The 26374-nt window shown below is 66.9% G+C and carries 21 protein-coding genes; 9 read left to right on the top strand and 12 right to left on the bottom strand.

All coding sequences use genetic code 11. From position 1 onward, the window contains the following. A complete protein-coding gene (locus tag AXYL_RS02865) occupies positions 1 to 921 on the bottom strand; it encodes a branched-chain amino acid ABC transporter permease (RefSeq protein ID WP_013391329.1) in 921 nt (306 codons plus the stop codon). A 206-nt stretch (positions 922 to 1127) separates the two neighbouring features. Continuing rightward, the gene (locus AXYL_RS02860; RefSeq protein WP_013391328.1) at positions 1128 to 2291 is read right to left on the bottom strand and encodes an ABC transporter substrate-binding protein; all 1164 of its coding nucleotides are present in this window, start codon (positions 2289 to 2291) and stop codon (positions 1128 to 1130) included. A gap of 359 nt (positions 2292 to 2650) precedes the next feature. Here AXYL_RS02860 and AXYL_RS02855 point away from each other — a divergent pair, with 359 nt between their 5' ends. The 5 genes from AXYL_RS02855 (at position 2651) to AXYL_RS02835 (ending at position 7390) form a co-directional block, all read left to right on the top strand. After that, the gene (locus AXYL_RS02855; protein ID WP_013391327.1) at positions 2651 to 3145 is read left to right on the top strand and encodes a MarR family winged helix-turn-helix transcriptional regulator; all 495 of its coding nucleotides are present in this window, start codon (positions 2651 to 2653) and stop codon (positions 3143 to 3145) included. A gap of 50 nt (positions 3146 to 3195) precedes the next feature. After that, the gene (locus AXYL_RS02850) at positions 3196 to 4218 is read left to right on the top strand and encodes a hypothetical protein (protein ID WP_013391326.1); all 1023 of its coding nucleotides are present in this window, start codon (positions 3196 to 3198) and stop codon (positions 4216 to 4218) included. Between the two features lie 99 nt (positions 4219 to 4317). Continuing rightward, positions 4318 to 5544 (top strand): bifunctional glutamate N-acetyltransferase/amino-acid acetyltransferase ArgJ, encoded by a 1227-nt coding sequence (gene argJ / locus AXYL_RS02845; protein WP_013391325.1) that lies wholly within the window; start codon positions 4318 to 4320, stop codon positions 5542 to 5544. 24 nt (positions 5545 to 5568) lie between these two features. Beyond that, positions 5569 to 6435, top strand: coding sequence for an ATP-binding protein (locus tag AXYL_RS02840; RefSeq protein WP_013391324.1), 867 nt, complete (start codon positions 5569 to 5571; stop codon positions 6433 to 6435). Beyond that, a complete protein-coding gene (locus AXYL_RS02835) occupies positions 6428 to 7390 on the top strand; it encodes a Nudix family hydrolase (protein WP_013391323.1) in 963 nt (320 codons plus the stop codon). Before AXYL_RS02840 ends, AXYL_RS02835 begins: the two co-directional genes overlap by 8 nt. A 103-nt stretch (positions 7391 to 7493) precedes the next feature. On the opposite strand, the gene AXYL_RS02830 is transcribed toward AXYL_RS02835, so the two are convergent. The 6 genes from AXYL_RS02830 to AXYL_RS02805 all read right to left on the bottom strand — a co-directional run bounded on the left by AXYL_RS02830 (position 7494) and on the right by AXYL_RS02805 (position 13507). Beyond that, positions 7494 to 8687: a low temperature requirement protein A gene (locus AXYL_RS02830; protein ID WP_013391322.1), complete on the bottom strand. Its 1194-nt coding sequence runs from the start codon at positions 8685 to 8687 to the stop codon at positions 7494 to 7496. A gap of 498 nt (positions 8688 to 9185) precedes the next feature. Then, the gene (locus AXYL_RS02825; protein WP_013391321.1) at positions 9186 to 9926 is read right to left on the bottom strand and encodes an ABC transporter ATP-binding protein; all 741 of its coding nucleotides are present in this window, start codon (positions 9924 to 9926) and stop codon (positions 9186 to 9188) included. Between the two features lies 1 nt (position 9927). Next, entirely contained in the window at positions 9928 to 10635 is a 708-nt protein-coding gene (locus AXYL_RS02820) for an ABC transporter ATP-binding protein (protein WP_013391320.1), read from the bottom strand. A 14-nt stretch (positions 10636 to 10649) separates the two neighbouring features. Further along, positions 10650 to 11531, bottom strand: coding sequence for a branched-chain amino acid ABC transporter permease (locus AXYL_RS02815; RefSeq protein ID WP_013391319.1), 882 nt, complete (start codon positions 11529 to 11531; stop codon positions 10650 to 10652). Positions 11532 to 11540: 9 nt separating this feature from the next. Continuing rightward, on the bottom strand, positions 11541 to 12533 hold the full coding sequence (locus tag AXYL_RS02810; protein WP_013391318.1) for a branched-chain amino acid ABC transporter permease: 993 nt from the start codon (positions 12531 to 12533) through the stop codon (positions 11541 to 11543). 89 nt (positions 12534 to 12622) lie between these two features. Further along, on the bottom strand, positions 12623 to 13507 hold the full coding sequence (locus AXYL_RS02805) for a LysR family transcriptional regulator (protein WP_049797747.1): 885 nt from the start codon (positions 13505 to 13507) through the stop codon (positions 12623 to 12625). A 161-nt stretch (positions 13508 to 13668) separates the two neighbouring features. On the opposite strand from AXYL_RS02805, the gene AXYL_RS02800 reads away from it, so the two are divergent. Together AXYL_RS02800 and AXYL_RS02795 are read left to right on the top strand one after the other, a co-directional pair. Continuing rightward, positions 13669 to 14901, top strand: a complete 1233-nt coding sequence (locus AXYL_RS02800; protein WP_013391316.1) for an amino acid ABC transporter substrate-binding protein — start codon at positions 13669 to 13671, stop codon at positions 14899 to 14901. Between the two features lie 64 nt (positions 14902 to 14965). Further along, positions 14966 to 16384: an amidase gene (locus AXYL_RS02795; protein WP_013391315.1), complete on the top strand. Its 1419-nt coding sequence runs from the start codon at positions 14966 to 14968 to the stop codon at positions 16382 to 16384. An 82-nt stretch (positions 16385 to 16466) separates the two neighbouring features. On the opposite strand, the gene AXYL_RS02790 is transcribed toward AXYL_RS02795, so the two are convergent. Continuing rightward, complete coding sequence (locus AXYL_RS02790) at positions 16467 to 17375, bottom strand: LysR family transcriptional regulator (protein ID WP_013391314.1); 909 nt, start codon at positions 17373 to 17375, stop codon at positions 16467 to 16469. Positions 17376 to 17522: 147 nt separating this feature from the next. On the opposite strand from AXYL_RS02790, the gene AXYL_RS02785 reads away from it, so the two are divergent. Then, positions 17523 to 18296, top strand: coding sequence for an SDR family oxidoreductase (locus tag AXYL_RS02785; RefSeq protein WP_013391313.1), 774 nt, complete (start codon positions 17523 to 17525; stop codon positions 18294 to 18296). 10 nt (positions 18297 to 18306) lie between these two features. Next, complete coding sequence (locus AXYL_RS02780; RefSeq protein ID WP_013391312.1) at positions 18307 to 18576, top strand: hypothetical protein; 270 nt, start codon at positions 18307 to 18309, stop codon at positions 18574 to 18576. A 56-nt stretch (positions 18577 to 18632) separates the two neighbouring features. Here AXYL_RS02780 and AXYL_RS02775 read toward each other — a convergent pair whose 3' ends face one another. Genes AXYL_RS02775 through AXYL_RS02765 form a run of 3 tightly spaced genes read right to left on the bottom strand, consistent with a single transcriptional unit; the run spans position 18633 to position 26361 of the window. Further along, positions 18633 to 20156, bottom strand: coding sequence for an efflux transporter outer membrane subunit (locus tag AXYL_RS02775; protein WP_013391311.1), 1524 nt, complete (start codon positions 20154 to 20156; stop codon positions 18633 to 18635). Continuing rightward, positions 20153 to 23266, bottom strand: a complete 3114-nt coding sequence (locus tag AXYL_RS02770) for a multidrug efflux RND transporter permease subunit (protein ID WP_013391310.1) — start codon at positions 23264 to 23266, stop codon at positions 20153 to 20155. The genes AXYL_RS02775 and AXYL_RS02770 overlap by 4 nt, the downstream gene beginning before the upstream one ends. Further along, positions 23263 to 26361 carry an MdtB/MuxB family multidrug efflux RND transporter permease subunit gene (locus tag AXYL_RS02765; protein WP_013391309.1) on the bottom strand — a complete coding sequence of 1033 codons (3099 nt, stop codon included), beginning with the start codon at positions 26359 to 26361 and terminating at the stop codon, positions 23263 to 23265. Before AXYL_RS02765 ends, AXYL_RS02770 begins: the two co-directional genes overlap by 4 nt. Positions 26362 to 26374: the final 13 nt, after the last annotated feature.

Raw genomic sequence — 26374 nt, 5'->3', positions numbered from 1 at the left:
TCAACCCCGCGCCGGAAACAAGCCGGAGGGCCGGAACACCAGCACTGCCGCCATCAATACGTAAATGGCGATGGCGGCCAGCGTCGGTCCGACACTGGAAGCCACGGCCGGGGAAAAGACCTGGCGCAGCAACATGGGCAGGAAGGCCCGCCCCGCCGTGTCCACCATGCCCACCAGCAGCGCGCCGACAAAGGCGCCGCGGATCGAGCCGATGCCGCCGATGACGATGCACACCAGCACCAGGATCAGGATTTCCTCGCCCATGCCCACCTGCACCGAGGTGATCGGACCGAGCAGGGCGCCGGCCACGGCGGCCAGCATGGCGCCCAGCACGAACACGCCCAGGAACAGCAGCGGCACGCGCACGCCCATCAGGGTCGCCATCTGGCGGTTGGACGCGCCCGCCCGCACCAGCACGCCGGCGCGGGTGCGCGTCACGAACCAATACAGGCCCGCGGCGGCGGCCACGCCGAACACGATGATCATGAGGCGATAGGCGGGATACAGCAGATCCGGCAGCAGCCGGACCGGGCCGGACAGCGCGGCCGGCATGTTCAGCATGACGGGCGCCGGCCCCCAGATCATCTTGACCAGATCGTTGGCGATGAGAATGACGGCGTAGGTGCCCAGCACCTGGGCCAGGTGGTCCCGCAGCGCAAGGCGGCGGATCAGCGTGAGTTCCAGCACCACGCCGACGATGCCGGTGGCGACGGCCGCCACCAGGACGGCGGCGGTGAATGAACCTGTGCGCTGCATGGTCTCGGCGGCGACATAGGCGCCGGCCATGTAGAGCGAGCCGTGAGCCAGATTCATGATGTCCATGATGCCGAACACCAGGGTCAGCCCGGCCGCGATCAAAAACAACATCAACCCAAACTGCAGACCGTTCAGCAATTGCTCGACGATCAGCGTAAACGTCATGAAAACTTCCCCCTGCCGCGAATTGCCGATGGCCTGGTTCGCGGCCTAATCAATAGAGCCATCTGATTGCGCATCGCGTCCGCGCACCAGGCACGACGCATGCTGCGGTGCCACCCGATCCAGATGCCGCGGATCCGGCTCCGCCGGTCCGCAGGCATGCCCCCTTGAGGGGGAAGCGCGCAGCGCTTCGGGGGTGGGCTTTCCCTCTACAGCTTGCACTCGCCGACGTAGACGTCCTGGTACTTGTCGAACACCTTGCCCACCAGCTTGTTGGTGATGCGGCCGCTGCCGTCCTTGTCGACGACGCGCAGGTAGTAGGACTGGATGGGATAGTGGTTCTTGCCGTAGGTGAAGCTGCCGCGCACCGAGGGGTAGTCGGCCTTTTCCAGTGCGCGCACGATGGCTTCGCGGTCGGAGACCTTGCCGCCGGCCTGCTTGACGGCGGCGTCCATGGCCATGATCACGTCATAAGCCTGGGCGGCGTACACCGAGGGATAGCGGCCGTTGTATTCCTTGCGGAAGGCTTCGACGAAGGTCTTGTTCTGCGGCACGTCCAGGTCATGCGCCCACTGCGCCGTGTTGTACATGCCCAGCATGGGTTCGCCCACGGCCTGGATCACGTCCTCGTCGGCCGAGAAGCCCGGGCCGATCAGCTTGACGCTCTGCGCCAGGCCGGTCGAGACGAACTGCTTGACGAAGTTGATGCCCATGCCGCCCGGCAGGAAGATATAGACCGCGTCCGGCTTGGCGGCGCGGATCTGCGCCAGCTCGGCGGCGTAGTCGATCTGGCCGAGCTTGGTGTAGACCTCGTCGCCCGGGGCGGTCTTGTAGCCGCGCTTGAAGCCGTTCAAGGCGTCCTTGCCGGCCGGATAGTCCGGGGCCATGATGAACATCTTCTTGAAGCCGCGATCCGCCGCGACCTTGCCGGCCGCTTCGTGGAAGGCGTCGTTCTGGTAGGACGTGCCGAACCAGTACGCATTGCACTGCGCGCCGGCGAACTGGCTGGGGCCGGGGTTGTTCGACAGGTACGGCACCTTGGCCGCGAACAGGGCGGGGCCGACGGCCAGCGCCACGTTCGAGCCGATGGGGCCGGTGAAGAAATCGACCTTGTCGCGCTGGATGTAGCGCGTCACCAGTTGGCGGGCCTGGTCGGGGTTGCCGCCCATGTCGGTCTGCACGAATTCGGCGGGCTGTCCGCCCAGCTTGCTGCCCAGTTGCTTGATGGCCAGGTTGAAGCCGTCGCGGGCTTCGGCGCCCAGCGCCGAGAACGGGCCGGAGATGTCGTTGGCGATGCCGACTTTGATGGTGTCGGCGCTGGCCAGTGCCGGCACCAGGGCGGCGGCGGCCAGAAGGGAAGTGATCAAACGCATGGTGGTGTGCTCCGTGCGCGAGCCCGCGCAGAGGGTGTTCTTTTTTGGAATCGCGATTCGAAAGACTTCTTGCTGCACAGCCAAGGCTGGCGTGCTTCATAGTTTAGGTTTAAAGTATTCGGCAAAACAAGTCTAGGGTTTTTACCAAAGGGTTTTTACTAATAAGCTACCGCCATGGCTACCCTCCACCAAAACTATCAAAGCGCGGCGCCAGCTACCCGGCACGACGTTCGCGCGACAGTACCCGACATCCCGCCGATACTCAAGAAGCGCGCCGCCGGCAACGCCGTGGCGTGCCCGACGATTCTCGTTCAACAGCATCTGGCGCCCGCCCCTCATTCCCGGTAATTTCCATAGCCATGACCGATACCCCCGACCTGGAATCGCGCGCCGCGCCCGACGACCACCATGCGTTGCGCCTGTGGCTGCGCATGCTGACCTGCGCCAATCTCGTCGAAAGCGAGATCCGCAGCCGCCTGCGCACCGAATTCGACACCACGCTGCCGCGCTTCGATCTGATGGCGCAATTGCAGCGCGCGCCCAAGGGCATGAAGATGGGCGAACTGTCGCGTCACATGATGGTCACCAACGGCAATATCACCGGCATCACCGACCAGCTCGAAAAGGAAGGCCTGGTGGTGCGCACCAAGGTCGAGTCCGACCGCCGCAGTTCGCTCATCAAGCTCACGCCGCTGGGCAAGAAAAGCTTCGCCCGCATGGCCCGCGCCCACGAATCCTGGGTCAAGTCCATGTTCGGCGACCTGCCCGAAGGCACGCGCAACGCGCTGTTCCAGGCCTTGGGCGAACTCAAGCTGCAAGTGGTGGCGACCCGCTCGGAATCGGCCAAGAACTGAAGGCCCGTGCGCGCCGATGTCCGCTTGCGGATTGGCGCATAATTGCCGCCATGATTCCGGTTTCTCTTCCTGGCGGTAATTTCTACGTGCTGATGGCAGCGTCGCTGGCCTGCCTCGCCACGCTGCTGACCTGGCTGGCCGTGCTGGCCACCACTTCCAGTGCCCGGGCATGGCTGGGTGGCCACCGGCGCGGCGGCGCCATCGTGATGGCCTTACTCGCCATCATCGGCGCCATTTTTCCCTATCAGCAGTTCAGCCTGTGGTTCTCGGCCCGGCAAAGCGCCCAGTCCGACGCAGAACGCAAGACCGTGCTGGCCCAGCCGACCCAGTTGGCTGGACTGGAGATGCCGGCCGGCACCGTGCTCAGCCTGGCCAAGCCGGGCGATCTGACTTCGTTCGACCTCGCCGTCTTTCCCGAAGCCCACCCAGCCTCCATCCAGGGCGTCGCGGCTACGCGCCTGTTCCGCTATCCAGCCAGCAGCAAGCAGGCCGAGACCCTGTCGGTGGAGATCGCGCGCGACCAGGCGCAGGACGGGTGGCTGTGCGCGCACGGACACCGCCTCGAATTCGTGCTGCGCGAAGGCCGCCCGAGCTTCGCCAGCTGCCATCTGGCCATCGGCAACACCCTGAACCAGCAGCCCGTGCCGCCCGGCGCCTGGCTAAAGGTCGTCAACGGCGCCCCCGCCGCCGACGCACCCCGCTGGCTGCTGCGCACCGAAGGCAGCGACGCGCTGGAGGTGGCCCGCATGCCCTTGCTGAAGGTGGACATGCAGCTGGACAGCCAGCGCCGCATGCTGGATTTCGAAGGCCTGCTGGCCCGCGAAACCGTGCTGGGCGACATGACCTACCAGCCCGGCACCCGAGTGCTCGCCGCCAACCTCCGCCTGCCGGGCGCCCAGCCGGGCGATCTGCTGTTTTCGCCGTCGCGCGGGCGTTCGGCGCGCCGCGCCGGCGGCGAGGACGTGCCGGCGGGCAAGTCGGTGCTGCAGGCCCCGGACGGCGCCGTGCGCAGCGTGCTGAGCAACCGCGAGGCCGGCGTGCTGGACGTAGCCGCCATGCGGATCGGCCCCTGACCGGACGCTGTCCCATTCCGGTGGGATAATACGAAGCTTTCCCCCGCGCGCCGCCTCGCCTGGCGGCGATTCCGTCCTGCTCATACATGAGACGAAGTCATGGCCGTTAATCTGCAGATCCCCTCCGAGTCCGAAATTTTTCCTGTTGCCGGCGTTGAAATCGGCGTTACCGAGGCCGGCATCCGCAAAGCCAACCGACGCGACCTGACCGTATTCCGCTTCGCGCCGGGCACCAGCGTGGCCGGCGTGTTCACGCGCAACCGTTTCTGCGCCGCGCCCGTGCAAGTCTGCCAGACGCATCTGGCCGCCGGCGGCCCGATCAGCGCCCTGGTCATCAACACCGGCAACGCCAACGCCGGCACCGGCGAGGAAGGCCTGCAGAAGGCCAAGGACACCTGCGCCGCGCTGGGCAAGCTGCTGGGCGTGCCCGCCGCCGAAATCCTGCCCTTCTCCACCGGCGTCATCCTCGAACCGCTGCCGCTGGACCGCCTGGTGGCAGGCCTGCCCGCCGCCATCGCCGACCTGGGCGCCGACCACTGGTTCAGCGCCGCCCACGGCATCATGACGACCGACACCCTGCCGAAGATCGCTTCGGCCAAGGTGCAGATCGGCGGCAAGACCGTCACCTTCACCGGCATCAGCAAGGGCGCCGGCATGATCCGGCCCAACATGGCCACCATGCTGAGCTTCCTGGCGACCGACGCCGGCATCGCCCAGCCGCTGCTGGCCAAGCTGGCCGGCGAAATCGCCGACGCCTCGTTCAACCGCATCACGGTCGACGGCGACACCTCCACCAACGACTCATTCATCATCGCCGCCACCGGCAAGTCGGGCGTCGAAGTGAATGCCGAATCCGATCCGGCCTACGCCGCCGTGCGCGAAGCCCTGACGGCCGCGGCGCTGGAACTGGCCACCAAGATCGTGCGCGACGCCGAAGGCGCGACCAAGTTCATGACCATCCGCGTGGAAGAAGCCGGCAATACCGAGGAAGCGCTGAAGGTGGCGTACGCCGTGGCCCACTCGCCGCTGGTCAAGACCGCCTTCTTCGCTTCGGACCCCAACCTGGGCCGCATCCTGGCCGCGGTGGGCTACGCCGGCATCGACGACCTGGACGTCTCCAATATCCGCCTGTGGCTGGACGAGGTGCTGGTGGCCAAGGACGGCGGCCGCAACCCCGCCTACCAGGAAGCCGATGGCCAGCGCGTGATGAAGCAGGCCGAGATCCAGGTGCGCATCGCACTGGGCCGCGGCCAGGTCAGCGACACGGTCTACACCTGCGACTTCTCGCACGAGTACGTGTCCATCAACGCCGACTACCGCTCCTGATCCGCAACTTCCTGGACTGCAGACGTGACCGCAACCGAGTTCTCCACCCTTATCCAGCGCGCCGAGCGCGTGCTGGCGCAGCTGGAAGCCTGGCTTCCGCCCGCAACGCCCGAAATCGACTGGACCGCCCACGCCTACCGCTGGCGCAAGCGCGGCGCCCGCGGCTGGCTGGACGCCGTGCGCCACGTAGCGCGCATCGACATGGCGGACCTGCAGCATATCGAGCGCCAGAAGGGCATCATCGACCGCAACACGCTGCAGTTCCTCGAGAAGAAGCCCGCCAACAACGTGCTCATGACCGGCGCCCGCGGCACCGGCAAGAGCTCGCTGGTCAAGGCCATGCTGGCCGCCTACGGCGATCGCGGGCTGCGCCTGATCGAAGTGGACAAGTCGGATCTGGGCGATCTGGCCGATATCGTCGAACTGGTCGCCGCCCGCCCCGAACGCTTCATCGTGTTCTGCGACGACCTGTCGTTCGAGGAAGGCGAAGCCGGCTACAAGGCGCTGAAGTCGGTGCTGGACGGTTCGGTGTCGGCCTCGGGCGACAACGTGCTGATCTACGCCACCTCCAACCGGCGCCACCTGATGCCGGAATACATGAGCGAGAACCTGGCTGCCAAGCACCAGCTCGACGGCGAGATCCACCCCGGCGAAACGGTCGAGGAAAAGATCTCGCTGTCCGAGCGCTTCGGCCTGTGGCTGTCGTTCTACCCCTTCAAGCAGGACGACTACCTGGACATCGTCTACCACTGGCTGCGCGAGCTGGGCTGCCCGGAAGCGCAGATCGAACCCTCGCGCACCGAGGCGCTGCAATGGACCATCGAGCGCGGCTCGCGTTCGGGCCGCGTGGCGTACCAGTTCGCGCGCGACTGGGCGGCCCGCCATGTCTGAAAAGATCGTCGACGTCGCCGCCGGCCTGATCCTGCGTCCGGACGGCATGCTGCTGCTGGGGCAACGCCCCGAAGGCAAGCCCTGGGCCGGCTGGTGGGAGCTGCCCGGCGGCAAGCTCGAACCGGGCGAAACCGTGCTGCAAGCGCTGGCGCGCGAACTGCAGGAAGAAATCGGCATCCGCGTCACGCAGTCGCGCCCCTGGGTCACCTATGTGCACGCCTATCCCCACACCACGGTACGCCTGGCGTTCTGCCATGTCACCGGCTGGGAAGGCGAACCGCGCAGCCTGGAGAATCAGCGCCTGGAATGGGTCGCCCCTGCGCAAGCAGCATCGGTGGGCGATCTGTTGCCTGCCACCCTGCCCCCGCTGCGTTGGTTGCAGCTGCCCACGTCCTACGGCATCAGTTCCGTGGGTTCGCGGGCCGGCGTGGCCGCTTTCCTGGGCCGGCTGGAAGCAGCGCTGGCGCGCGGCGTGAAGCTGGTGCAGTTGCGCGAACCGCAATGGCCGGACGGCGTGGCCTCCCCTTCGCTGCATGAAGTGCTGCAGCAGGTGCAGAAGCGCTGCCGCGCCGCGGGCGCCCGGGTGCTGGTCAACAGCGTCCATCCCGCGGCTTGGTGGCGCGAAGCCGACGGCGTGCATCTGCGCGCGGCCGATGCCGCCAAGCTCACGGCGCGCCCTGAACTCCCCGCAGGCGCGCTGGTCGGCGCATCCGCACACGACAACGCCCAGGTCGTCCACGCGCGCGAACTGGGCGCCGACTTCGCGGTGCTGGGTCCCGTGCTGGATACACCCAGCCACCCCGGCGCGGCGACGCTCGGTTGGGAAGGCTTCGTCGAAGGCAATCGCGATGCCGGCATTCCCGTGTTCGCGCTGGGCGGCCAGTCCACCCAGACCGTGTCGCAGGCGCTGCGCCATGGCGCGCACGGCATTGCCGGGATACGCGGACTGATCTGAGCCGCGCGGCGGCTTTGCCGAAAGCCGCCGCCTGCCTGCTCGACGGGCGCATCCAACGGCTCATGGCTGGGGCTGCCTCCAGCCCCGCCCTCACCGATTGACGCTACTCCACGATTCCTTGCGGTGCGCTGGCATGCGCCCTGCGCCGCGACACGCTTTCCCAGGCCGCCACCAGAATCATGATCAAGGTGGTCAAACCGCCCACCATGAGGTTATCGGTCACAAAGGCCACGGGCGCCAGCACAGCCAGCAACACCAACCCCACTACATGCGACAGCGGGAAACGGCCGTAGACCACCGTCTTGTAGATACCGTTGCCCGCCAGGTATAGCGCCGGGCCGCCGATCAGCGCGGCAGCCGCCGGCATGGCAATGCGTCCGTCCGGATGCAATATGACCAACTCGTTGGCCACAGCGGACACGATCACGCCGGCGATCAGGATGACGTGCACATAGTGGAACCAGGCGCCGATGCGGCCTGGATCATCGGAATGCACGATGGCCTCGCTGCCGTCGCGGCTGCTGGTGTCGAAATACACCCACCACATGGCGGCCGTACCCAGGAAGGCCGCCAGCAGCGCGATCAGCGCGGGCGCGTTCCAGCGCTCCAGGTCGGCCAGCGTGGCGCCGCTGATGAGCAGGGTTTCGCCCAGCGCGACGATGACGAACAGTTGGCAGCGTTCGGCCAGGTGTCCACCCTCGATCGTCCATTCGCGCGTGCTGGAACGGCCCAGGCCGGGAAAGCGGAAGCCGATCATGGGCGACAAGTATTCGCAGGCCACCGCCAGCGCCCACAGCGCCAGCCGCGTGCCGTCCTGAGACAGGCCGCCAGCGACCCACAAGACCGCCGATACGCACAGCCAGGCCAGCATGCGGCGGAAGTTGGGCGCCAGTGGATGCGCGGGTCCCAGGTGCAGCACGATGAACAGCGTGCGGCCCACCTGGATCAGCACGTAGCTGACCGCGAACACCAGTCCGGTGGCCCCGAAAGCGCCCGGCAAGGCCGCGCCAGAGACCAGCCCGGCCAGCATCACGGCGAACAGCATGACGCGCATCGGCACCGCGTCGGGGTCGAACCAGTTGGTGACCCAGCAGGTGTACTGCCAGCCCAGCCAGACGGCGAACCACAGCACCAGCGCATGGAGCGCGCCCATCAAGGTCAGATCGTGCAGCAGGCTGTGGGATATTTGGGTGACCGCGAAAACGTACACCAGGTCGAAGAACAGCTCGACGTAGGTGACGCGAGCTTCGTGCCCGTCGCGGCGACGCAGCAGGTTGGCGCTTGCGAAGAAGGTCATGGCATAGGGTGGCTGGTGATGGTGGCGCAGCCAGATTAGCGCAAGGCAGGCCGTGCCGAACCGTCAAATAATGCAAAGCCGAGCGGGCGTGGCGGCGACGCCACGCGCCTGGTTCTGCCGGGCCTGGAGACCGACCTCACGGGCAGTGAGCCAAGCGCATGCCGCGCACGGCGGGTTGCGCCCTGCGGTAAGCCGTCATAGGCAGACTTCACATGGCGCGCTATAAAAGATCCGCCACGCAAGTACCAAGGAGCGTTCCATGAAACCAGCATTTGCCTACACAACACGCCATAGCCGCGCCGCCAGCCTAGGAAGCAGCACTGCCCGGCCAGCCAGCCGGGCTCCGGGGTATGGCCTCACCATCGACGAACGACAAGTCCCGACGCCAGCCGACAAATCGTGGGACGCCTGGTTCGCCGCCGAGCCAGCTACGGCCGACTTTCTCAACGACCGCGGACAGCCCGTGGAATCGGTCCGATACCGCACCGAACCTCGCCGTCAGTCAATCTTGTAATCCATCCACGACGCAACCATCTCCCGCAGGCCCCCGCCGTCATCGAAGGCTTCGCGTCCGCCCTCGGCCTTGTTGCGGCCCAACTCCAGGATGTACATGTAGTCCGACACCTCCGCGCAGCGGCGCACGTTCTGGTCCACCAGCACCACCGTCATGCCCTCGTCAGCGAAGCCGCGGATCAGCGTGTAGATCTCCTTGGAGATCTTGGGCGCCAGCATGGCGGTGGGCTCGTCCAGCAGGATGACGGAGGGCTCGATCAGCAAGGCTCGTCCGAACTCCACGAAGCGCTGCTGTCCGCCGCTCATACTGGAGACAGGATCGTCGCGCTTCTGCGCCAGGATCGGGAAGCGGTCATAGACCGAGTCGATGCGCTGGCGCACGCGCGCCTTGTCCTTGCGGAACGGCCAGCAGCCCAGCAGCAGATTGTCGTGCACCGACAGTTCGCCGAACAGGCTGCGGTGCTGCGGCACGAAAGCCACGCCATGGCTGGCGCGTTCGTGCGAGGGCTGCGCGCTGATGTCCGCGCCGCGCAAGGTGATGCGGCCGGTGCGCGGCGGCAGGAAGCCGAACATGGTCTTCAGCACCGTGGACTTGCCGGCGCCGTTGGGACCGATGACGCCGGTCACCTTGCCCGCGCGCGCCTGGATGTTGACGTGGTTGAGGATGGTGATGTCGCCGTGGTAGGCCACGGTCACGTCTTCCAGCGCGAGTATCGACGTGCTCATGTCAGGCTCCCAGATAGGCTTCGACCACGCGGGGGTCGGCGCGCACTTGCTCGGCGTTGCCCTGGCTCAGGATGGCGCCTTCGTTCATGACGATGATGTGGTGGGACAGCTGGTAGATCGAGGTCAGGTCGTGCGACACCAGCACCACCGAGCAATCGTGCTCGCCCGGCAGTTCGCGGATGACCGAGATCAGCAGTTGCGCCAGTGCCGGATTGACGCCGGCGAAGGGCTCGTCCAGCAGCACCACCTTGGGCCGCGCCACCATGATGCGCGCCAATTCCACCAGCTTCTGCTGCCCGCCGGACAGCTCTTCCGCGTAGTTGTGGCGCAGCCGGTGCAGTTCCACCTTGTGCAGCCAGTACTCGGATTGCGCGTAGCGCTCGTCGGCGCTGCGGCCGGTCTGCTGCTGCGCCACTTCCAGGTTGTCCAGCAGGGTCAGTTGGCGGAAGATGCGCGGCACCTGGAAAGTACGTCCCACACCCAGGCGGGCGACCTCGTGGATCTGCTTGCCGGCGATGTTCTGGCCGTCGAGCTCGATACGACCTTCGTCCGGGGTGTAGATGCCGTTGATGCAATTGAGCATGGTGGTCTTGCCCGACCCGTTCATGCCGATGATGCCCAGGATGGAACCCCGCGGCACGTCCACGTCCACGCCCTGCAAGGCCACCAGCCCGCCGAAGCGCTTCTTGAGATTGCTGACTTTCAACATATTTCCGGCTCCTGTTAGCGCAACGCCTGGCGGCCAAAGAGCCCGCTGGGCCGGATGAAGATGGTGGCGACCATGAGTGCGAAGCCGCAGATGGTGGCAATGGAAGGATTGAAGAACACCACCGACACCTGTTCCGTGACGCCGAACAGCAGCGCCCCGACCAGCGCCCCCACCGGATGGCCCAGGCCGCCCAGCACGATGACGATGAAGCCGATCAAGGTGTAATCGTTGCCCATGAACGGCGAGAACGCGGGGAACACCATCGCCACCAGCACGCCGCTGGTGGCGGCCAGGCCTATGCCCAGCCCGAAGGCCACGGCCGACAGGCGTTCGGCGTTGATGCCCACGATGCGCACCGCGTCGCGGTTCATGATGATGGCGCGCAGCGCCTTGCCCAGCTGGCTGCGGTACAGGAACACCGTCAGCGCGCCGATGATGGCCAGGGCGATGACCAGCGCCAAGAGGCGCACGGTGGGGATCAGCACCGGCCCGAATTTCAGGAACACGGGCTCGATCTCATAGGGCAGCGAGCGCGCGTCCGCGTCGAACACCAGCAGCATGATGGCGCCCAGCATGATGGACACGCCGAACATCAGCAGCAGAGAACTGATCTCGGGATCGTCCGCCTTGGACAGGCGCGGAATCAGCACGAAGTAAAGCAGGTAGCCCGCCAGGAAGAACGCGGCGAAGGCCAGCGGCAGCGCCACCAGCGGGTTGATGCCGGCGTACTCCATCAGATAGAAGGCGAAGTAGGCGCCCAGCACCAGGAATTCGCCGTGCGCGAAGTTGACCACGCGCAGCACGCCGAAGATCACGTTCAGCCCCACGCCGATCAGGCCGTAGATGGCGCCCAGGATCAGGCCGTTGATCAGCCCTTGGATAATCAGTCCGGTCATGGCGGTTCCTCAGGCGATGTAGCGGCGCAGTTGCGGCTTGCGTTTGATCAGGCTGCCGACGATGCCGCGCGGCAGGAACAGCATCAGCAGCACGATGATCAGGCCCAGCAGCAGCAGGTTCACCACCGGGAATTTCTGCCAGATCACGTGGTCGATGCCCAAGAGCGCCAGCGTGCCTACGACCGGCCCGAGGATGGTGCCGAAGCCGCCCGCCATGGCGTAGATGATGCTCTTGGCGGTGATCAGCACATGGAAGGCGTACTCCGGATCCACCACGTTGGTGTACCAGGCCTCGATGCCGCCAGCCAGCGCCGGGAACAGCGCGGCCAGCAGCCAGGCCTTGAGCCGGGTATTGGGCACGTGGATGCCGACGCAGGCGGCGGCGCCGTCGTCGTCGCGGATGGCCTTGAGCGCGCGGCCCAGGCTGGACACCGACAGCCAGGTGACGGTGGCCAGGGTGGCGCCCATCACCGCCAGCATGGCGTAGTAGCTGTGCGTCGGGTTATTGGCATTGGACAGGATGATGCCCATGCTGCCGCCGGTGAAGGACTGCGGCAGATTGGAGATGATGAGCTTGACGATGGTGGCCAGCGCCAGGCTCACAATGCCGAAGTACACCCCGCGCAGGCGCAGCGTGGGCGCCAGCAGCAGCGCGATCGCCACGCCCACGCCGCCCGCCGCCAGCAGCGACGGCAGGATGGGCCAGCCCAGGATCTTGTAGCAGATGCCGGTGGCGTAGGAGCCCACGCCGTAGAACACCACGTAGCCGAACGGCAGGTAGCCAGTGAAGCCGACGCAGATGTTCATGGCGCTGGCCATGGTGATCCACAGCATCAGATAGAACGCGAACGAGATGTTCGACGTCGCCATCGGGATCAGGGCCAGGCCCGCGGCCAGGCCGGCAAAGACGATGATGGCGATGCGGGTGCGCAACCGCACTGCGCGCTGATCCTGCGCGCGATGCGAGGCGGCGCCCGCCGCCAGGACGGGACTGCTGCTCATATGTCTTCCTCCGGGCCGTTTCCGGGTTGGACGGCCGCTTTATTTGGAGGCGATTATGACCAGTTCAAACCATAACTGCAAGTTAAGGACTAACCCTTATTTTCGGCTGGAAAGGCCTCGGCAAGCACGCCGCGCAGCTCTTTGATGAACTCCAGCGCTATGGCCGAGGGCTCGCGGTTGCTGGCATAGACAGCCGAGATATTCAGCGGAATGCGCTCGGCCAGCGGCACGATGACCACGTCCGGCATGGTGTTCTGCATGACCGTGAATTCGTCGACGATGGCAATGCCGACCCCGGCATTCACCAAGGCACAGGCCAGTTGACTCCAGGGCACGTCGGCGCACATGCGGCACGGCAGGCCCGCCTGCTCGAAGGCGCCCAGCACCAGCATGCCAAAGGGCATGCGGGTGCCCACCACGATGTGCGGATGGGGCGACAGGTCGGCCAGGCTTACCTCGGCGCGGCCCGCCAGCGGATGCGCCTTGGGGATGGCGGCCACCATGCGTCCCACATGCAGAGGCTGGGACGTGAGGAAGGGATGATCGGCTTGCATCACCACCAGCCCCAGCTCGGCCTCGCCCTGCAGCACATCGGTGATCAGAGTGGGCAGCGCCGTCGTATTCAACCGCAACAGCAATTCGGGATGGCGCTGCTGGAAGCGCGCCACGGCGCGCGGCACCAGGAACTGGGCCAGGCTGGGGATGGACGCCAGCCGGAGCACCCCCGTGCCATGCTCCGCCAGCGCATCGGCCAAGTCGTTGACGCGCTGCATCATACGCTGCGTTTTCTCGATTTCCTCAAACAGGCTCTGCACTTGCGAGGTCGGCCGGAGCTTGCCGCGGACCCGCTCGAAGAGCGTCACCCCCATGGCCTTCTCGGTATGCGCCAGCATCCGGCTGACCGCCGGCTGCGAAATATTCAGCAGCCGGGCGGCGCCGCTGATGGATCCGGCCATGACGATGGCCCACAACATTTCGGTCTGTCGGTAATTCAATTTATTCAAGGCGTGCGCTCCATGCCTATTTGTTATACGCTATCTTGCGTGTTGAGCAAACATTGCCCAGCACCAGGCCTCTGTCCGATGGTCCGCCACGGAATGCGGGGCCGTATACCAAAAACGATAGGAGACCTCCCATGCACGCTAAACCCTGGCTGTCCCGCTTACCGGCGCTGGCTCTCGCCGTCGCCGCCCTGACCCCTGCCCTGGGCGCCGCCCAGACTTCGGACAAGATCCGCGTCGGCATGACGGTATCGTCCACCGGCAGTTTCGCGCTGGCCTCGCAGTCGGGCGTGCGCGGCGTCGAACTGTGGGTCGACGACGTCAACCGCCGCGGCGGCATCGAAGTCAAAGGCAAGAAGTACCCGGTCGAACTGGTCAAGCTGGACGACCGCAGCGACAAGCAGATGGTGACGCGCGTTTACGAACGCCTGATTGTCGATGAAAAAGTGGATCTGGTGTTCGCGCCCTTCGGCTCCACGCTGACCGCCGCGGCCGCCACCGTCACCGAGCGCCTGGGCAAGTACATGATGGTCTGGTCCGCCGCCAGCGACGATCTGTACAAGCAGGGTTTCAAGAACATGGTGTCGGGCACGCAAATGCCGGTGTCGGCCATGCTGCGCGCCAACATGGAGCTGGCCGCCAACCAGGGCGTGAAGAAGGTCGCCATCCTGTATTCGGACGAGCCGTTCCCGGCCGGCCTGGCCGAAGGCGGCAAGGAACAGGCCGCCAAGAACGGCATGCAGGTCGTGCTGTTCGAGAAGTACCCCAAGGGCCAGAAGGACTTCAGCACCATCCTGCAGAAGGCCCGCGCGGCCGGCGCCGAGGCGCTGGTGCCGACCTCGTACGAGGGCGACCTGATCAGCATGACGCGCCAGATGAAGCAGCTGGACATCAACTTCCCGTATGTCTTCATGGTGTATGCGTCGACCCCGCAATTCCAGGCCATCGGCGCGGATTCCAACTACATCTACAGCCACACCAACTACCACCCCGCGATCAACTGGAAGGTCAACGCCGGCATGACGCGCGAGCAGTTCGCCGCCGCCTATGACCAGCGCTTCCCCAAGGCCGAGTTCCCGCCCGATTTCCAGACCGCGCTGGCCTATGGCGCGGGCGCGCTGACCGAGGAAATCGTCAAGCAGGCCGGCAACACCGATGCGGCCGCGCTGAAGAAGGCCTCGCTGGACCTGTCGGGCAAGCTCACCGTCATGGCCGGCCCCTACGCCATCGACGAAACGGGCAAGCAGCTCTTGATGCCCTTCCCCGTAGTGCAGTTGCTGCCGGGCAAGGGCATGGTGCCTGTGTGGCCTGCCGACGTCGCCACGCAGAAGCCGGTTTACCCCGCCCCCGACTGGAACAAGCGCTGAGCGCGCAAGCAGGAAGACCGGCGCGCGGCTGCCGCGCGCCGGTCTGACATCACCCGAGGAAAACATGTCTGACATTGCATTTGCCACGCTCAGCGAACTTGCGCAGGGCCTGGCCGAAGGCCGCTACAGCTCGGTGGAGCTGGCGCGGCACTACCTGGACCGCATCGACCGCGCCAATCCGGCGCTGGGCGCCTACGTCAGCGTCGACCGCGAGGGCGCGCTGCGCCTGGCCGAAGCCGCCGACGCGCGCCGCCGCGCCGGCTATGGCCTGCTCGGTCCGCTGGACGGCCTGCCCGTGGCCGTCAAGGACCTGTGCGACATCCAGGGCCAGGTCACCACGGCCGGTTCGCAAGCCTGGCGCGAGCGCCGCAGCACAGTCACCGCCACACCCGTGACCCGCCTGGTCGACGCCGGCATGGTGGTGCTGGGCAAGACGCATATGGTGGAATTCGCCTTCGGCGGCTGGGGCACCAACCCCGTCATGGGCACCCCGCGCAATCCCTGGGACCTGGTGCGCGCCCGCATTCCCGGCGGCTCCTCCAGCGGCTCGGGCGTGGCGGTGGCCGCGGGCCTCGCGCCCGCCGCGCTAGGCTCGGACACCGGCGGCTCGGTGCGGATTCCCGCCGCGCTCAACGGCATCACCGGACTGAAAACAACGCGCGGACTCATCAGCCTGTACGGCTCGGTGGCCCTGTCCCACACCCTGGATTCGATCGGCCCGCTGACCCGCGACACACGCGATTCGCTGCTGCTGACCGCGGCCATGTCCGGCCCTGATCCGCGCGATCCGGTGACGCGAGGCGTGCCCGCTTACCGCTACCGTGATCCGCGCGCGGGCGCAAAGCCGCTAGCCGGCACGCGCATCGCTCTCATGCCGCAGGCACAGTACCCCATCGCCATCGATGCGGCGGTACAGAACGCGCTGGACGATACGCGGCGCGCGTTGGCGGACCTGGGCGCGGAATGCGTGGAAGCGCCCTTCCCCTTCGATTTCCACGACATGATGCTGCGCAACGGCCTCATCATCGCGGCCGAAGCCTACGCCCAGCATCGCGACTACATCGAGGACGACAGCCTGCCTCTGGGCCGCTACGTGCGCGCCCGCATCCTGGGCGGCAAGCAGACAAGCGCCGCCGACTACGTGTTGGCGCTGCAAGCCCATGCCCGCGCCTGCGAGGCCTGGCAGGACTGGATGCGCGACTATGACGCGGTCCTGGCGCCCTGCCTGCCGTTTGCCGCCTGCCCGCTGGAAGACGTGGACGAGGCCGCCACGCCGCTGGCGGCATTCACCCGCCCCGGCAATTACGTCAACGCCTCGGGCCTGGCCCTGCCCGCCGGATTCTCGGCGGACGGCATGCCCATCGGCGTGCAACTGCTGGGCAAGCCCAACGGCGAAGACGCGCTGGGCCGTATCGGCATGGCATTCCAGGCGGCGACGGACTGGCACCTGAGGCGTCCGGACCTGTCTGCGATCCAGTTGTAAACCGACGGCTGTAAACCCCGCGCCCGCAGTGCTGGCGCCAGCAAGGCCGGCCCGTCAGCGCGACGGCCGGCTTTTTTTTCGTTCAACCCAGGCCGCAAGCCGGCCGCAGCAGCGCCTCCAGCCAGTCCGCGAACACCTGCACCCGCCGCGATGGAGACCGCCGCTGCGGATAGAGCAGCGTCATCGGCATGGGCGCGGGGCGGTGGTCCGGCATGACTTCGACCAACTCGCCCGCAGCGATCTGCGGCTGCACGTCATAGGCCGGAATCTGGATCAGGCCCAGACCCGCGACGCAGCTGGCAATGTACGCTTCGGCGCTGTTGACCGTGACCCGGCCGCGTAGCGGCACGGTCCGGGACACGCCGCCGTCCAGCCATTCCCATGGTGCCAGCCGGCCAGTGGACGGCGAAGCGTAGTTCACGCAGGAATGCCCCGCCGCCAGGTCGTCCGGCGTCGACGGCACGCCATGGCGCGCCAGGTAGGCCGGGCTGGCGACATTGATCAGGCCCAGCATGCCTATCGGCCGCGCCACCAGGCCAGAGTCCGGCAGCACGCCGACCCGCAATACGCAATCCACCCCTTCTTCGATCAGATTGACTGCGCGATCGGTCACGCCCAGCGTGACGTCGATCTGCGGATAGGCTTCCAGGAAAGCCGGCAGCGCCGGCGCCACGATCAGGCGGCCCACGCGTCCGGGCACATCGACGCGCAGCATGCCGCCGGGACCCACCGACGCGTGACGGAAGAGGTTCTCGGCCTCTTCCATGTCGGCCACCAGGCGCAGGCAGCGTTCATAAAAGGCCGCGCCCTCCTGCGTGGGCGCCACTTGCCGCGTGGTGCGGTTCAACAGCCGCGCGCCCAGCCGTCCCTCCAGTTCCTGCACGGCGGCGGACACGGTGGAACGCGGCAGGCCCAGCGTATCCGCCGCGCGCGAGAAGTTCGCGCACTCGACGACGCGGGCGTAAACCCGGAACAGGTCTATGCGGTCCATGGGGTGGATGGCTCCTGCGAGGCCTGGCCTCACTGTTCGTAATTTCTGGATAGAGATACCAGAAATATCAGTTTTGTGCGGATTTCTTGGAATATATCATCGTCTGCACAAGGGCTCGCATCCGGCAGCCCGAGAGCGGAGAGGACCATGGCAGACCACGGAATCAAAGGCAAAACCGTCATCATCGCGGGCGGCGCGAAAAACCTGGGCGGCTTGATCGCGCGGGACCTGGCGCAACAAGGCGCGCGGGCGGTGGCGGTGCACTACAACAGCGCGGGCACCAAGGCCGACGCGGACGCGACGGTCGCCGCCGTCCAGGCCGCCGGCGCGCAGGCCGTCGCCTTGCAGGCCGACCTGAGTTCGGCCGGCGCAATGGAAAAGCTGTTCGCCGACGCAGTGGCTGCGGTAGGCCGGCCGGACATTGCGATCAATACCGTCGGCAAGGTGCTCAAGAAGCCCTTCACCGAAATCACGGAGGCGGAATACGACGAGATGACCGCGGTGAACTCGAAGTCCGCCTTCTTCTTCCTGAAGGAAGCCGGCCGCCACGTCAACGACAACGGCAAGATCTGCACGCTGGTGACCTCGCTGCTGGGCGCCTACACGCCCTTCTACGCGGCCTATGCCGGCACCAAGGCGCCGGTGGAGCACTACACCCGCGCCGCCTCCAAGGAATTCGGCGCGCGCGGCATTTCGGTGACGGCGGTAGGCCCCGGCCCGATGGACACGCCGTTCTTCTATCCGGCCGAGGGCGCCGACGCCGTGGCGTACCATAAGACCGCGGCCGCCTTGTCGCCGTTCTCGAAAACCGGGCTGACCGATATCGAGGACGTGGTGCCCTTCATCCGCTTCCTGGTGTCGGACGGCTGGTGGATCACCGGACAGACGGTCCTGATCAACGGCGGCTACACCACCAAATAGGAGCGGCGCCATGCACGTACTGTTGACCATCGTCGGAGGCCTGCTGCTGCTGGCCGTGTTTGCGCTGTTCGGCAAGCAATGGGGCGGCGACGCGGCCGGCTCGATTGCCGCCGCCAAATGGTTCCTGCCCGCGTGGCTGCTGATGTCGGTCGTCAACATGTGGGTCGGCGTCACGCGCGCCGGCTACACGGTGCGCGAGGAGCTGCCCATCCTGCTGCTGGTGTTCGCGGTGCCGGCGGCGGCGGCCTGGCTGGTCGTCGCCTTCATGCCGCGCGGCTGAGACGCCGCTGGCGTTGACCACGCCAGTGTGCCCTCACGCATCCGCGCGGCGGGACATCAGGGCTGCGCGGGCGTTGCTGCCGCAGGCGCGGCCTGATTGTCCGCGCGCGCCTGCGCCCCAGCGGGAGGCAAGCCCTCCCAGCCGCCGCCCAGCGCCACGATCAGATTGACGCTGGCCGCAAAGCGGTTGCCCAGCAAGCTCAGCGCATTGCGTTCGCTGTTGAGCGCGGTGGCGTCCACCACCGCCACGCTCAGGTAGTCGACCAGCCCCGCCTTGTACTGATTCTGGGTCAGGCGCAGCGATTCGCGCGCCGATTCCAGCGCGCGGCGTTGCACTACCTGTTCGTTTTCCATGACGCGCAGCTGGATCAGGTAATCCTCGACCTCGCGCAGTCCGGTCAAGGCCGCCTGACGGTAAGCGGCCGCCTGCGCGTCGTAGGACGCGCGGGCCTGTTCCACTTGCGCTTCGCGCGCGCCGCCGTCGAATATGGTCAGCGCCAGCGCCGGTCCCAGCGACCAGAAGCGCGCCGGCGCCGTCAGCAGTTCCGCGAACTGGCCGTTGCGGAAACCGCCGTCGGCCGACAGCGTCAGGCTGGGGAACCACGCGGCCTGCGCCACCCCGATCTGCGCATTGGCGGCGGCGGCGCGGCGTTCGGCGGCCGCGACATCGGGTCGGCGCTCCAGCAGTTCGGAGGGCAGGCCCACCGGGATCTGCGGCAGTTGCAGCGCGAACACCGTGGGCGGCAAGCTGAACTGCGACGGCGCCTGGCCCATCAGCACCGCAATGGCGTGTTCGAGCTGGCCGCGCTGCCAATCCAGGTCGATGGACTGGGCGCGCGTGCTTTCCACCTGCGTGCGCGCCACGGCCACGTCGGCCTGCCCGGCCACGCCCACGGCGTAGCGGTTCTGCGTCAGCTGCAAGGATTTTTCGTAGGCCGCCACGGTGGCGTCCAGCAGGCGCTTCTGCTCGTCCAACACGCGCAATTGCAGGTAGGCCTGCACCAGCGCGGCCTGCGCGCTCAGGCGCGTGGCGCCCAGGTCGGCCAGGCTGGCCGCGGCGCTGGCTTCCGAGGATTCCACGCTACGCCGCACGCGGCCCCACAGGTCCACTTCCCAGCTGACGCTGCCGGTCAGCGAATACTGGTTCGAGACATTGCTGCCGGACGAGGACGTGGAGCCGTTCTGCCCGCCGCCGCTGCCCGAGCGCGTCATGCCCGCGCCCGCGCCCACTGTCGGGAAGAAGCCGGCGCGCGCGCCACGCACCAGGCCCAGCGCCTGCCGGTAGTTGGCCTCGGCCTGGGCCACGGTCTGGTTCGAGGCATTCAGGCGTTCGACCAGGCCGTTCAGGGTCGCGTCGTCATAGACCTGCCACCATGCGCCGCGCTCGGCCTGGTCCAGCGGCCGGGCCGGCTTCCAGCCTTCGACTTCGCCCTGGCCTTCCTTGTAGGCCGTGCCCACGTCCAGCGCCGGACGCTGGTAATCGGGGCCGACCGCGCAAGCGCCCAGCAGTGCGCACAGCGCGGCCGTGGCGATGCTGCGGGGAAGAAACAGGGGCGGGACAGGCTTGGCGATGCGCATCATGTAGGTTCTATGGAAGCGGAGGACCCGCCCTTGGGCCCGCGCCTGCGCGCGGCCCAGAGGCGGAAGCGGTCCAGGTAAAGATAGACCACGGGCGTGGTGTACAGCGTGAGGATCTGGCTCAGGACCAGGCCGCCGACTATGGTAATGCCCAGCGGCTGGCGCATCTCGACCCCGGCGCCGGTGGCCAGCACCAGCGGCAGCGCACCGAAGATGGCGGCCATGGTCGTCATCATGATGGGGCGAAAACGCGTCAGGCAAGCCTGGAAGATGGCGTCGCGCGGACTCATGCCCTGGGTGCGTTCGGCGTCCAGCGCAAAGTCCACCATCATGATGGCGTTCTTCTTGACGATGCCGATCAGCAGGAACACCCCGATCAGCGCGATCAGCGTGAAGTCGTAGCGCACCAGCAGCAGCGCCAGCAGCGCGCCCAGTCCGGCCGACGGCAGAGTCGACAGAATGGTCAGCGGATGTACGAAGCTTTCGTACAGGATGCCCAGCACGATGTACATGGTGACCAGCGCGGCCAGGATCAACCAGGGTTGCTGCGCCAGCGTCTGCTGCAGGGCCGCAGCCGTGCCCTGGAAGCCGGCCTGGATCTGGTCCGATGGCAGGCCGATGCGCGCCACTGCCGCATCGATGGCGCTGGTGGCCTGGCCCAGCGACACGCCCGGCGCCAGGCTGAACGAGATGGTATCGGCCACGAACAGCCCCTGGTGCTGCACGCTGAGGGGCGCGTTGGCATTTTCCAGGCGGGTGAAAGCCGACAGCGGCACGCGCGCGCCGGCCGCGGTGATGACCTCGACCTGCCGCAGCGATTCTATGTCCTGTGCGAACTTCGGGTCCACGCCCAGCACCACGTGGTACTGGTTCAGCGGCCCGTACATCACCGACACCTGGCGCTGGCTAAAGGAGTTGTTCAGCACCGTGGAGATCGTGGACATGCTCACGCCCAGGCGGGTCGCGGCCTCGCGATCGATCACCAGGTTGATCTGGCGGCCCTTGTCCTCGACATCGGTATCCACATCGGTGATCTCGGGAATCTGCGCCATGGCCTGCTGCACCTTGGGCATCCAGGTACGCAGCAATTGCAGGTCGCCCGCCATCAGCGTGTAGTCGTAGGAGCCCTGACTCTGGCGGCCGCCGATGCGGATGTCCTGCTGCGACACCAGGAACATGCGCGCGCCCGGCATGTTCTGCAGCTTGCCGCGCAGCCGGTTGATGACCACGTCCGCCGAGACCTGGCGCTCTTCCAGGGGCTTCAACTGGATCTGCATGAAGCTGCTGTTGCTGCCGCCCCGTCCGCCGGCATAGCCCGTCATGCTCTGCACCGCCGGATCCGCCAACACCACCTTGCGCAGCGCTTCCAGCTTGGGCAGCGTGGCCTGGAACGAGGTGCCCTGGTCCACCCGGAAAAATCCCAGCAGCTGGCCCGTGTCCTGCTGCGGGAAGAAGCCCTTGGGCACCACGGTGTACAGGTAAACGTTCAGGCCCACCGCGACCGCCAGGATCAGCATCATCAGGCGGCTGTGCGTCAGCGCCCAGCGCAGGCTGCGGCGGTAGCCGTCCAGCATGGATTCAAAGCCACGCTCGGACCAGCGCGCCAGCCGTCCGGGCGGCTTCTCTTCCGGCGCTTCCTGGCGCAACAGGCGCGCGCACATCATCGGCGTCAAGGTCAGCGACACCACCAGCGACACTATGATGGCGGCCGACAGCGTCACCGCGAACTCGCGGAACAGCCGCCCGACCACGCCGCCCATCAGCAGGATGGGGATGAACACCGCCACCAGCGACAGGCTCATCGACAGCACCGTGAAGCCCACTTCGCGCGAACCGCGCAGCGCCGCGCGCATCGGCGACATGCCCCGCTCCACGTGGCGCATGATGTTTTCGAGCACCACGATGGCGTCGTCCACCACGAAACCGGTGGCCACGATCAGCGCCATCAGCGAAATGGTGTTCAGCGTGAAGCCGCTAAGGTACATGATGCAGAAGGTGCCGATCAGCGATACCGGCACCGCCACGCTGGGAATGATGGCCGCGCGCCAGCGCCGCAGGAACAGCAGCACCACCAGCACCACTAGGCCCACGGCGATGATCAGCGTCAGCTCGGCTTCGTGCAGCGACGCGCGGATGCTGGGCGTGCGGTCCTGCGCCACCGTCATGTGGGCGTCCGCCGGCATCAGGGCCTGCAGGATGGGCAGCTGCGCGCGCACCGCGTCCACCGCTTCGATGATGTTGGCGTCGGCCTGGCGCCGCACGATCATCAGGATGGCCTTGCGGTCGTTGTAGAAGCCGGTCTGGTACAGGTCCTCGACCGAATCCTCGACCCGGGCCACGTCGGACACGCGCACCGGCGCGCCATCCTTCCAGGCGACGATCAGCGGCCGGTATTGCTCGGCGCGGCTGAGCTGGTCGCTGGCCATGATCTGCCAGTGGTAGCGGTCATTCTCCAGCACGCCCTTGGGACGGTTGGCGTTGGCATTGGCCAGCGTGGCGCGCAGCTGGTCCAGCGACACGCCGCGGTTGGCCAGCGCGCCCGGCAGCACGGTGACGCGCACCGCCGGCAGCGAACTGCCGCCCACCGTCACCTCGCCCACGCCGTCCACCTGCGACAGTTTCTGCGCCACGATGGTCGAGGCGATGTCGTAGAGCTGGCCCTGGCTGAGCGTGTCGGACGTCAGCGCCAGCGTCATGATGGGCGCGTCGGAAGGATTGGACTTGTGGTACGTGGGATTGCTGCGCAGGCTGGTCGGCAACAGCGAGCGCGCCGCGTTGATGGCGGCCTGCACGTCACGCGCCGCGCCATTGATGTCGCGCGAAAGATCGAATTGCAGCGTGATGCGGGTGGAACCCTGCGAGCTGCTGGAAGTCATCTCGGTGACGCCGGCGATGCTGCCCAGCGAACGTTCCAGCGGCGTGGCCACGCTGGACGCCATGGTTTCGGGACTGGCGCCCGGCAGGCTCGCCGATACCGAGATGGTGGGGATGTCCACCTGCGGCAGCGGCGCCACGGGCAAGAGGAAGAACGACAGCATGCCTGCCAGCACAACCGCCAGGCTCAGCAGCGTGGTCGCTACCGGCCGGACGATGAAAGGTGCCGACAGGATCATGACGCATCCCCCGCCGGGGCCTGCTCCACGCCGCGCCAGCGACGCGACATGCGGTCGAACATCAGGTAGATGACGGGCGTGGTGAACAGCGTCAGCACCTGCGACAGCAGCAGCCCGCCCACCATCACCAGGCCCAGCGGCTGACGCAGTTCCGCGCCCGTGCCGGTCGACAGCATCAGCGGCAGCGCGCCGAACAGCGCGGCCAGCGTGGTCATCAAGATGGGCCGGAAGCGCAGCAGCGCCGCCTCATGGATGGCCGCGCGCGGGCTCAGGCCGCGCTTGCGCTCCGCGTCCAGCGCGAAGTCGATCATCATGATGGCGTTCTTCTTGACGATGCCGATCAGCAGGATGATGCCGATGATGCCTATCATGTCCAGTTCAGTGCCGCTGATCAGCAAGGCCAGCAGCGCCCCCACACCGGCCGAGGGTAAGGTCGACAGGATGGTGATGGGATGGATATAGCTCTCGTACAGCACCCCCAAGACGATGTACATCGTCACCACCGCGGCCAGGATCAGCCACAGGGTGCTGGACAGCGAATTCTGGAACGCCAGCGCCGCGCCCTGGAAGCGCGTCTCGACGCCGGTGGGCAGGCCGATCTCGGCCTCGGCCGCGATGATGTCCTCCACCGCGCCGGACAGCGAGGCGCCCGGCGCCAGGTTGAAGGACACCGTCACCATGGGGAACTGGTCCAGCCGGTTCACGGCCAGCACGGTCTTGCCCTCGCTGATATGCGCCACCGACGACAGCGGCACCTGCGCGCCGGTCGAAGTGGGTACATGGATCTGCCCCAGCGAGGCTGGCGTCACCTGGAACTGCGGCTCGACCTCCAGCACCACGCGGTACTGGTTGGATTGGGTGAAGATGGTGGAAATCAGCCGCTGGCCGAAGGCGTTATACAAAGCCTCGTCGATCACCGCCGCCGTGATGCCCAGCCGCGACGCGGCGTCGCGGTCGATCTCGACCCAGGTTTGCAGGCCGTCGTCCTGCAGGTCGTCGGTCACGTCCTTCAGGCCGGGCACCTGCCGCAAACGGTTCACCAGCTTGGGCGTCCATTCGCTCAGGACTTTCAGGTCGGGATTGGACAAGGTCATCTGGTACTGCGTGCGGCTCACGCGGTCTTCGATGGTCAGGTCCTGCACCGGCTGCATGTAGACCGTCAGGCCGTCCTGCTTGGCCAGGGCCTGCTCCAGCCGCGCCATCACCGTGCGCAGGTCGCCGTTGCGCTCGGATTGCGGCTTGAGCGCGATCTGCATGCGGCCGGCGCTCAAGGTGGCGTTGCTGCCGTCCACCCCGATGAAGGACGACACCGCCTGCACGTCGGGATCCTCCAGCACCAGGCGCGCGGCCGTGCGCTGGCGATCGGACATGGCCGGGAAGGAGATCGATTGCGGCGCCTGGGTGATGGCCTGGATCAGACCGGTGTCCTGCTGCGGGAAGAAACCCTTGGGAATCACCAGGTAAAGCAGCACGGTCAGCGCGAAAGTCGCCAACGCCACGATCAGCGTCAGCGGCTGGTGGCGCAGCACCACCTGCAGCCAGCGGTCGTAGCCGGCGATGACGCGGTCGATGAAGGCGCCCGTGGCCTGATGGAAGCGGCCATGCTTCTGCTCGGACTCGGCGCGCAGGAGGCGCGCGCACATCATGGGCGTCAGGGTCAGCGACACCACCAGCGATATCAGGATGGACACTGCCAGCGTGATGGCGAACTCGCGGAACAGCCGCCCCACCACTTCGGTCATGAAGAGCAGCGGGATCAGCACCGCGATCAGCGAAAAGGTCAGCGAAATCAGCGTGAAGCCGATCTGCGAAGCGCCCTTGAGCGCGGCCTGCAGCGGCGTTTCGCCTTCCTCGATGTGGCGGGCGATGTTCTCGATCATGACGATGGCGTCGTCCACCACGAAACCGGTGGCGATGGTCAGCGCCATCAGGGTCAGGTTGTTGATGGAGAAGCCGGCCAGATACATGATGCCGAAGGTGCCCACCAGCGACAGCGGCACCACCACGCTGGGAATCAGCGTGGCCGTCAGGCTGCGCAGGAACACGAAGGTCACCATGACCACCAGGGCCACGGCCAGCATCATCTCGAACTGCACGTCGGCCACCGAATCGCGGATGGTCTGGGTGCGGTCGGACACCACGCTCACGTCCAGGGTCGCGGGCAAGGCGGCGCGCAACTGCGGCAGCAGCGCCTGGATCCGGTTGACCACGTCGATCACGTTGGCGCCCGGCTGGCGCTGGATGTTGAGCAGGATGGCGGGCTTGTCGCCGGCCCAGGCCGCCTGGCGCGTGTCCTCGGCGCCTTCGACCGCGCGCGCCACGTCGGACAGGCGCAGCGGGGCGTTGTTCTTGTAGGCGATGATCAGGTCGTTGTAATCGGTGGGCGTCTTGAGCTGATCGTTGGCATTGATGGTGGTGGAGCGCTGCGGCCCGTCCAGGTTGCCCTTGGGCTGGTTGACGTTGGCGCCGACGATGGCCGTGCGCAGGTCCGACATCGACAAGCCGTTGGCCGCCAGCGCCTGCGGATTGACCTGCACCCGCACCGCCGGGCGCTGCCCGCCCGCCACGCTGACCAGGCCCACGCCGGGAATCTGCGACAGCTTCTGCGCCACCCGCGTATCGACCAGATCGCGCACCTGCGGCAAGGGCATGGTGGGCGAGGTAATCGCCAACGTCAGCACCGCCGCGTCCGCCGGGTTCACCTTGTTGTAGGTCGGCGGCACCGGCAGGTCGCTGGGCAGCAGGTTGGAGGCCGCGTTGATTGCTGCCTGCACCTGCTGCTCGGCCACGTCCAGCGGCAGGGTCAGGTTGAACTGCAACGTGATGACCGAGGCGCCGCCCGAACTGGTGGACGACATCTGGTTCAGGCCCGGCATCTGCCCGAACTGCCGCTCCAAGGGCGAGGTGACCAGCGAGGTCATCACGTCGGGGCTGGCGCCGGGATACAGCGTCACCACCTGGATCGTCGGATAGTCCACTTCCGGCAGCGCCGAAACGGGCAGCAGCCGGTAGGCGATGAAGCCGGCGATCAGAATGGCCACCATCGACAGCGTGGTGGCCACCGGACGCAGGATGAACAGGCGCGACGGGCTCACGATGTTTCCCGGC

This window comes from Achromobacter xylosoxidans A8, from assembly GCF_000165835.1.
GTDB lineage: Bacteria > Pseudomonadota > Gammaproteobacteria > Burkholderiales > Burkholderiaceae_B > Achromobacter > Achromobacter xylosoxidans_B.
This window is presented reverse-complemented; position numbering and strand designations above follow the sequence as displayed.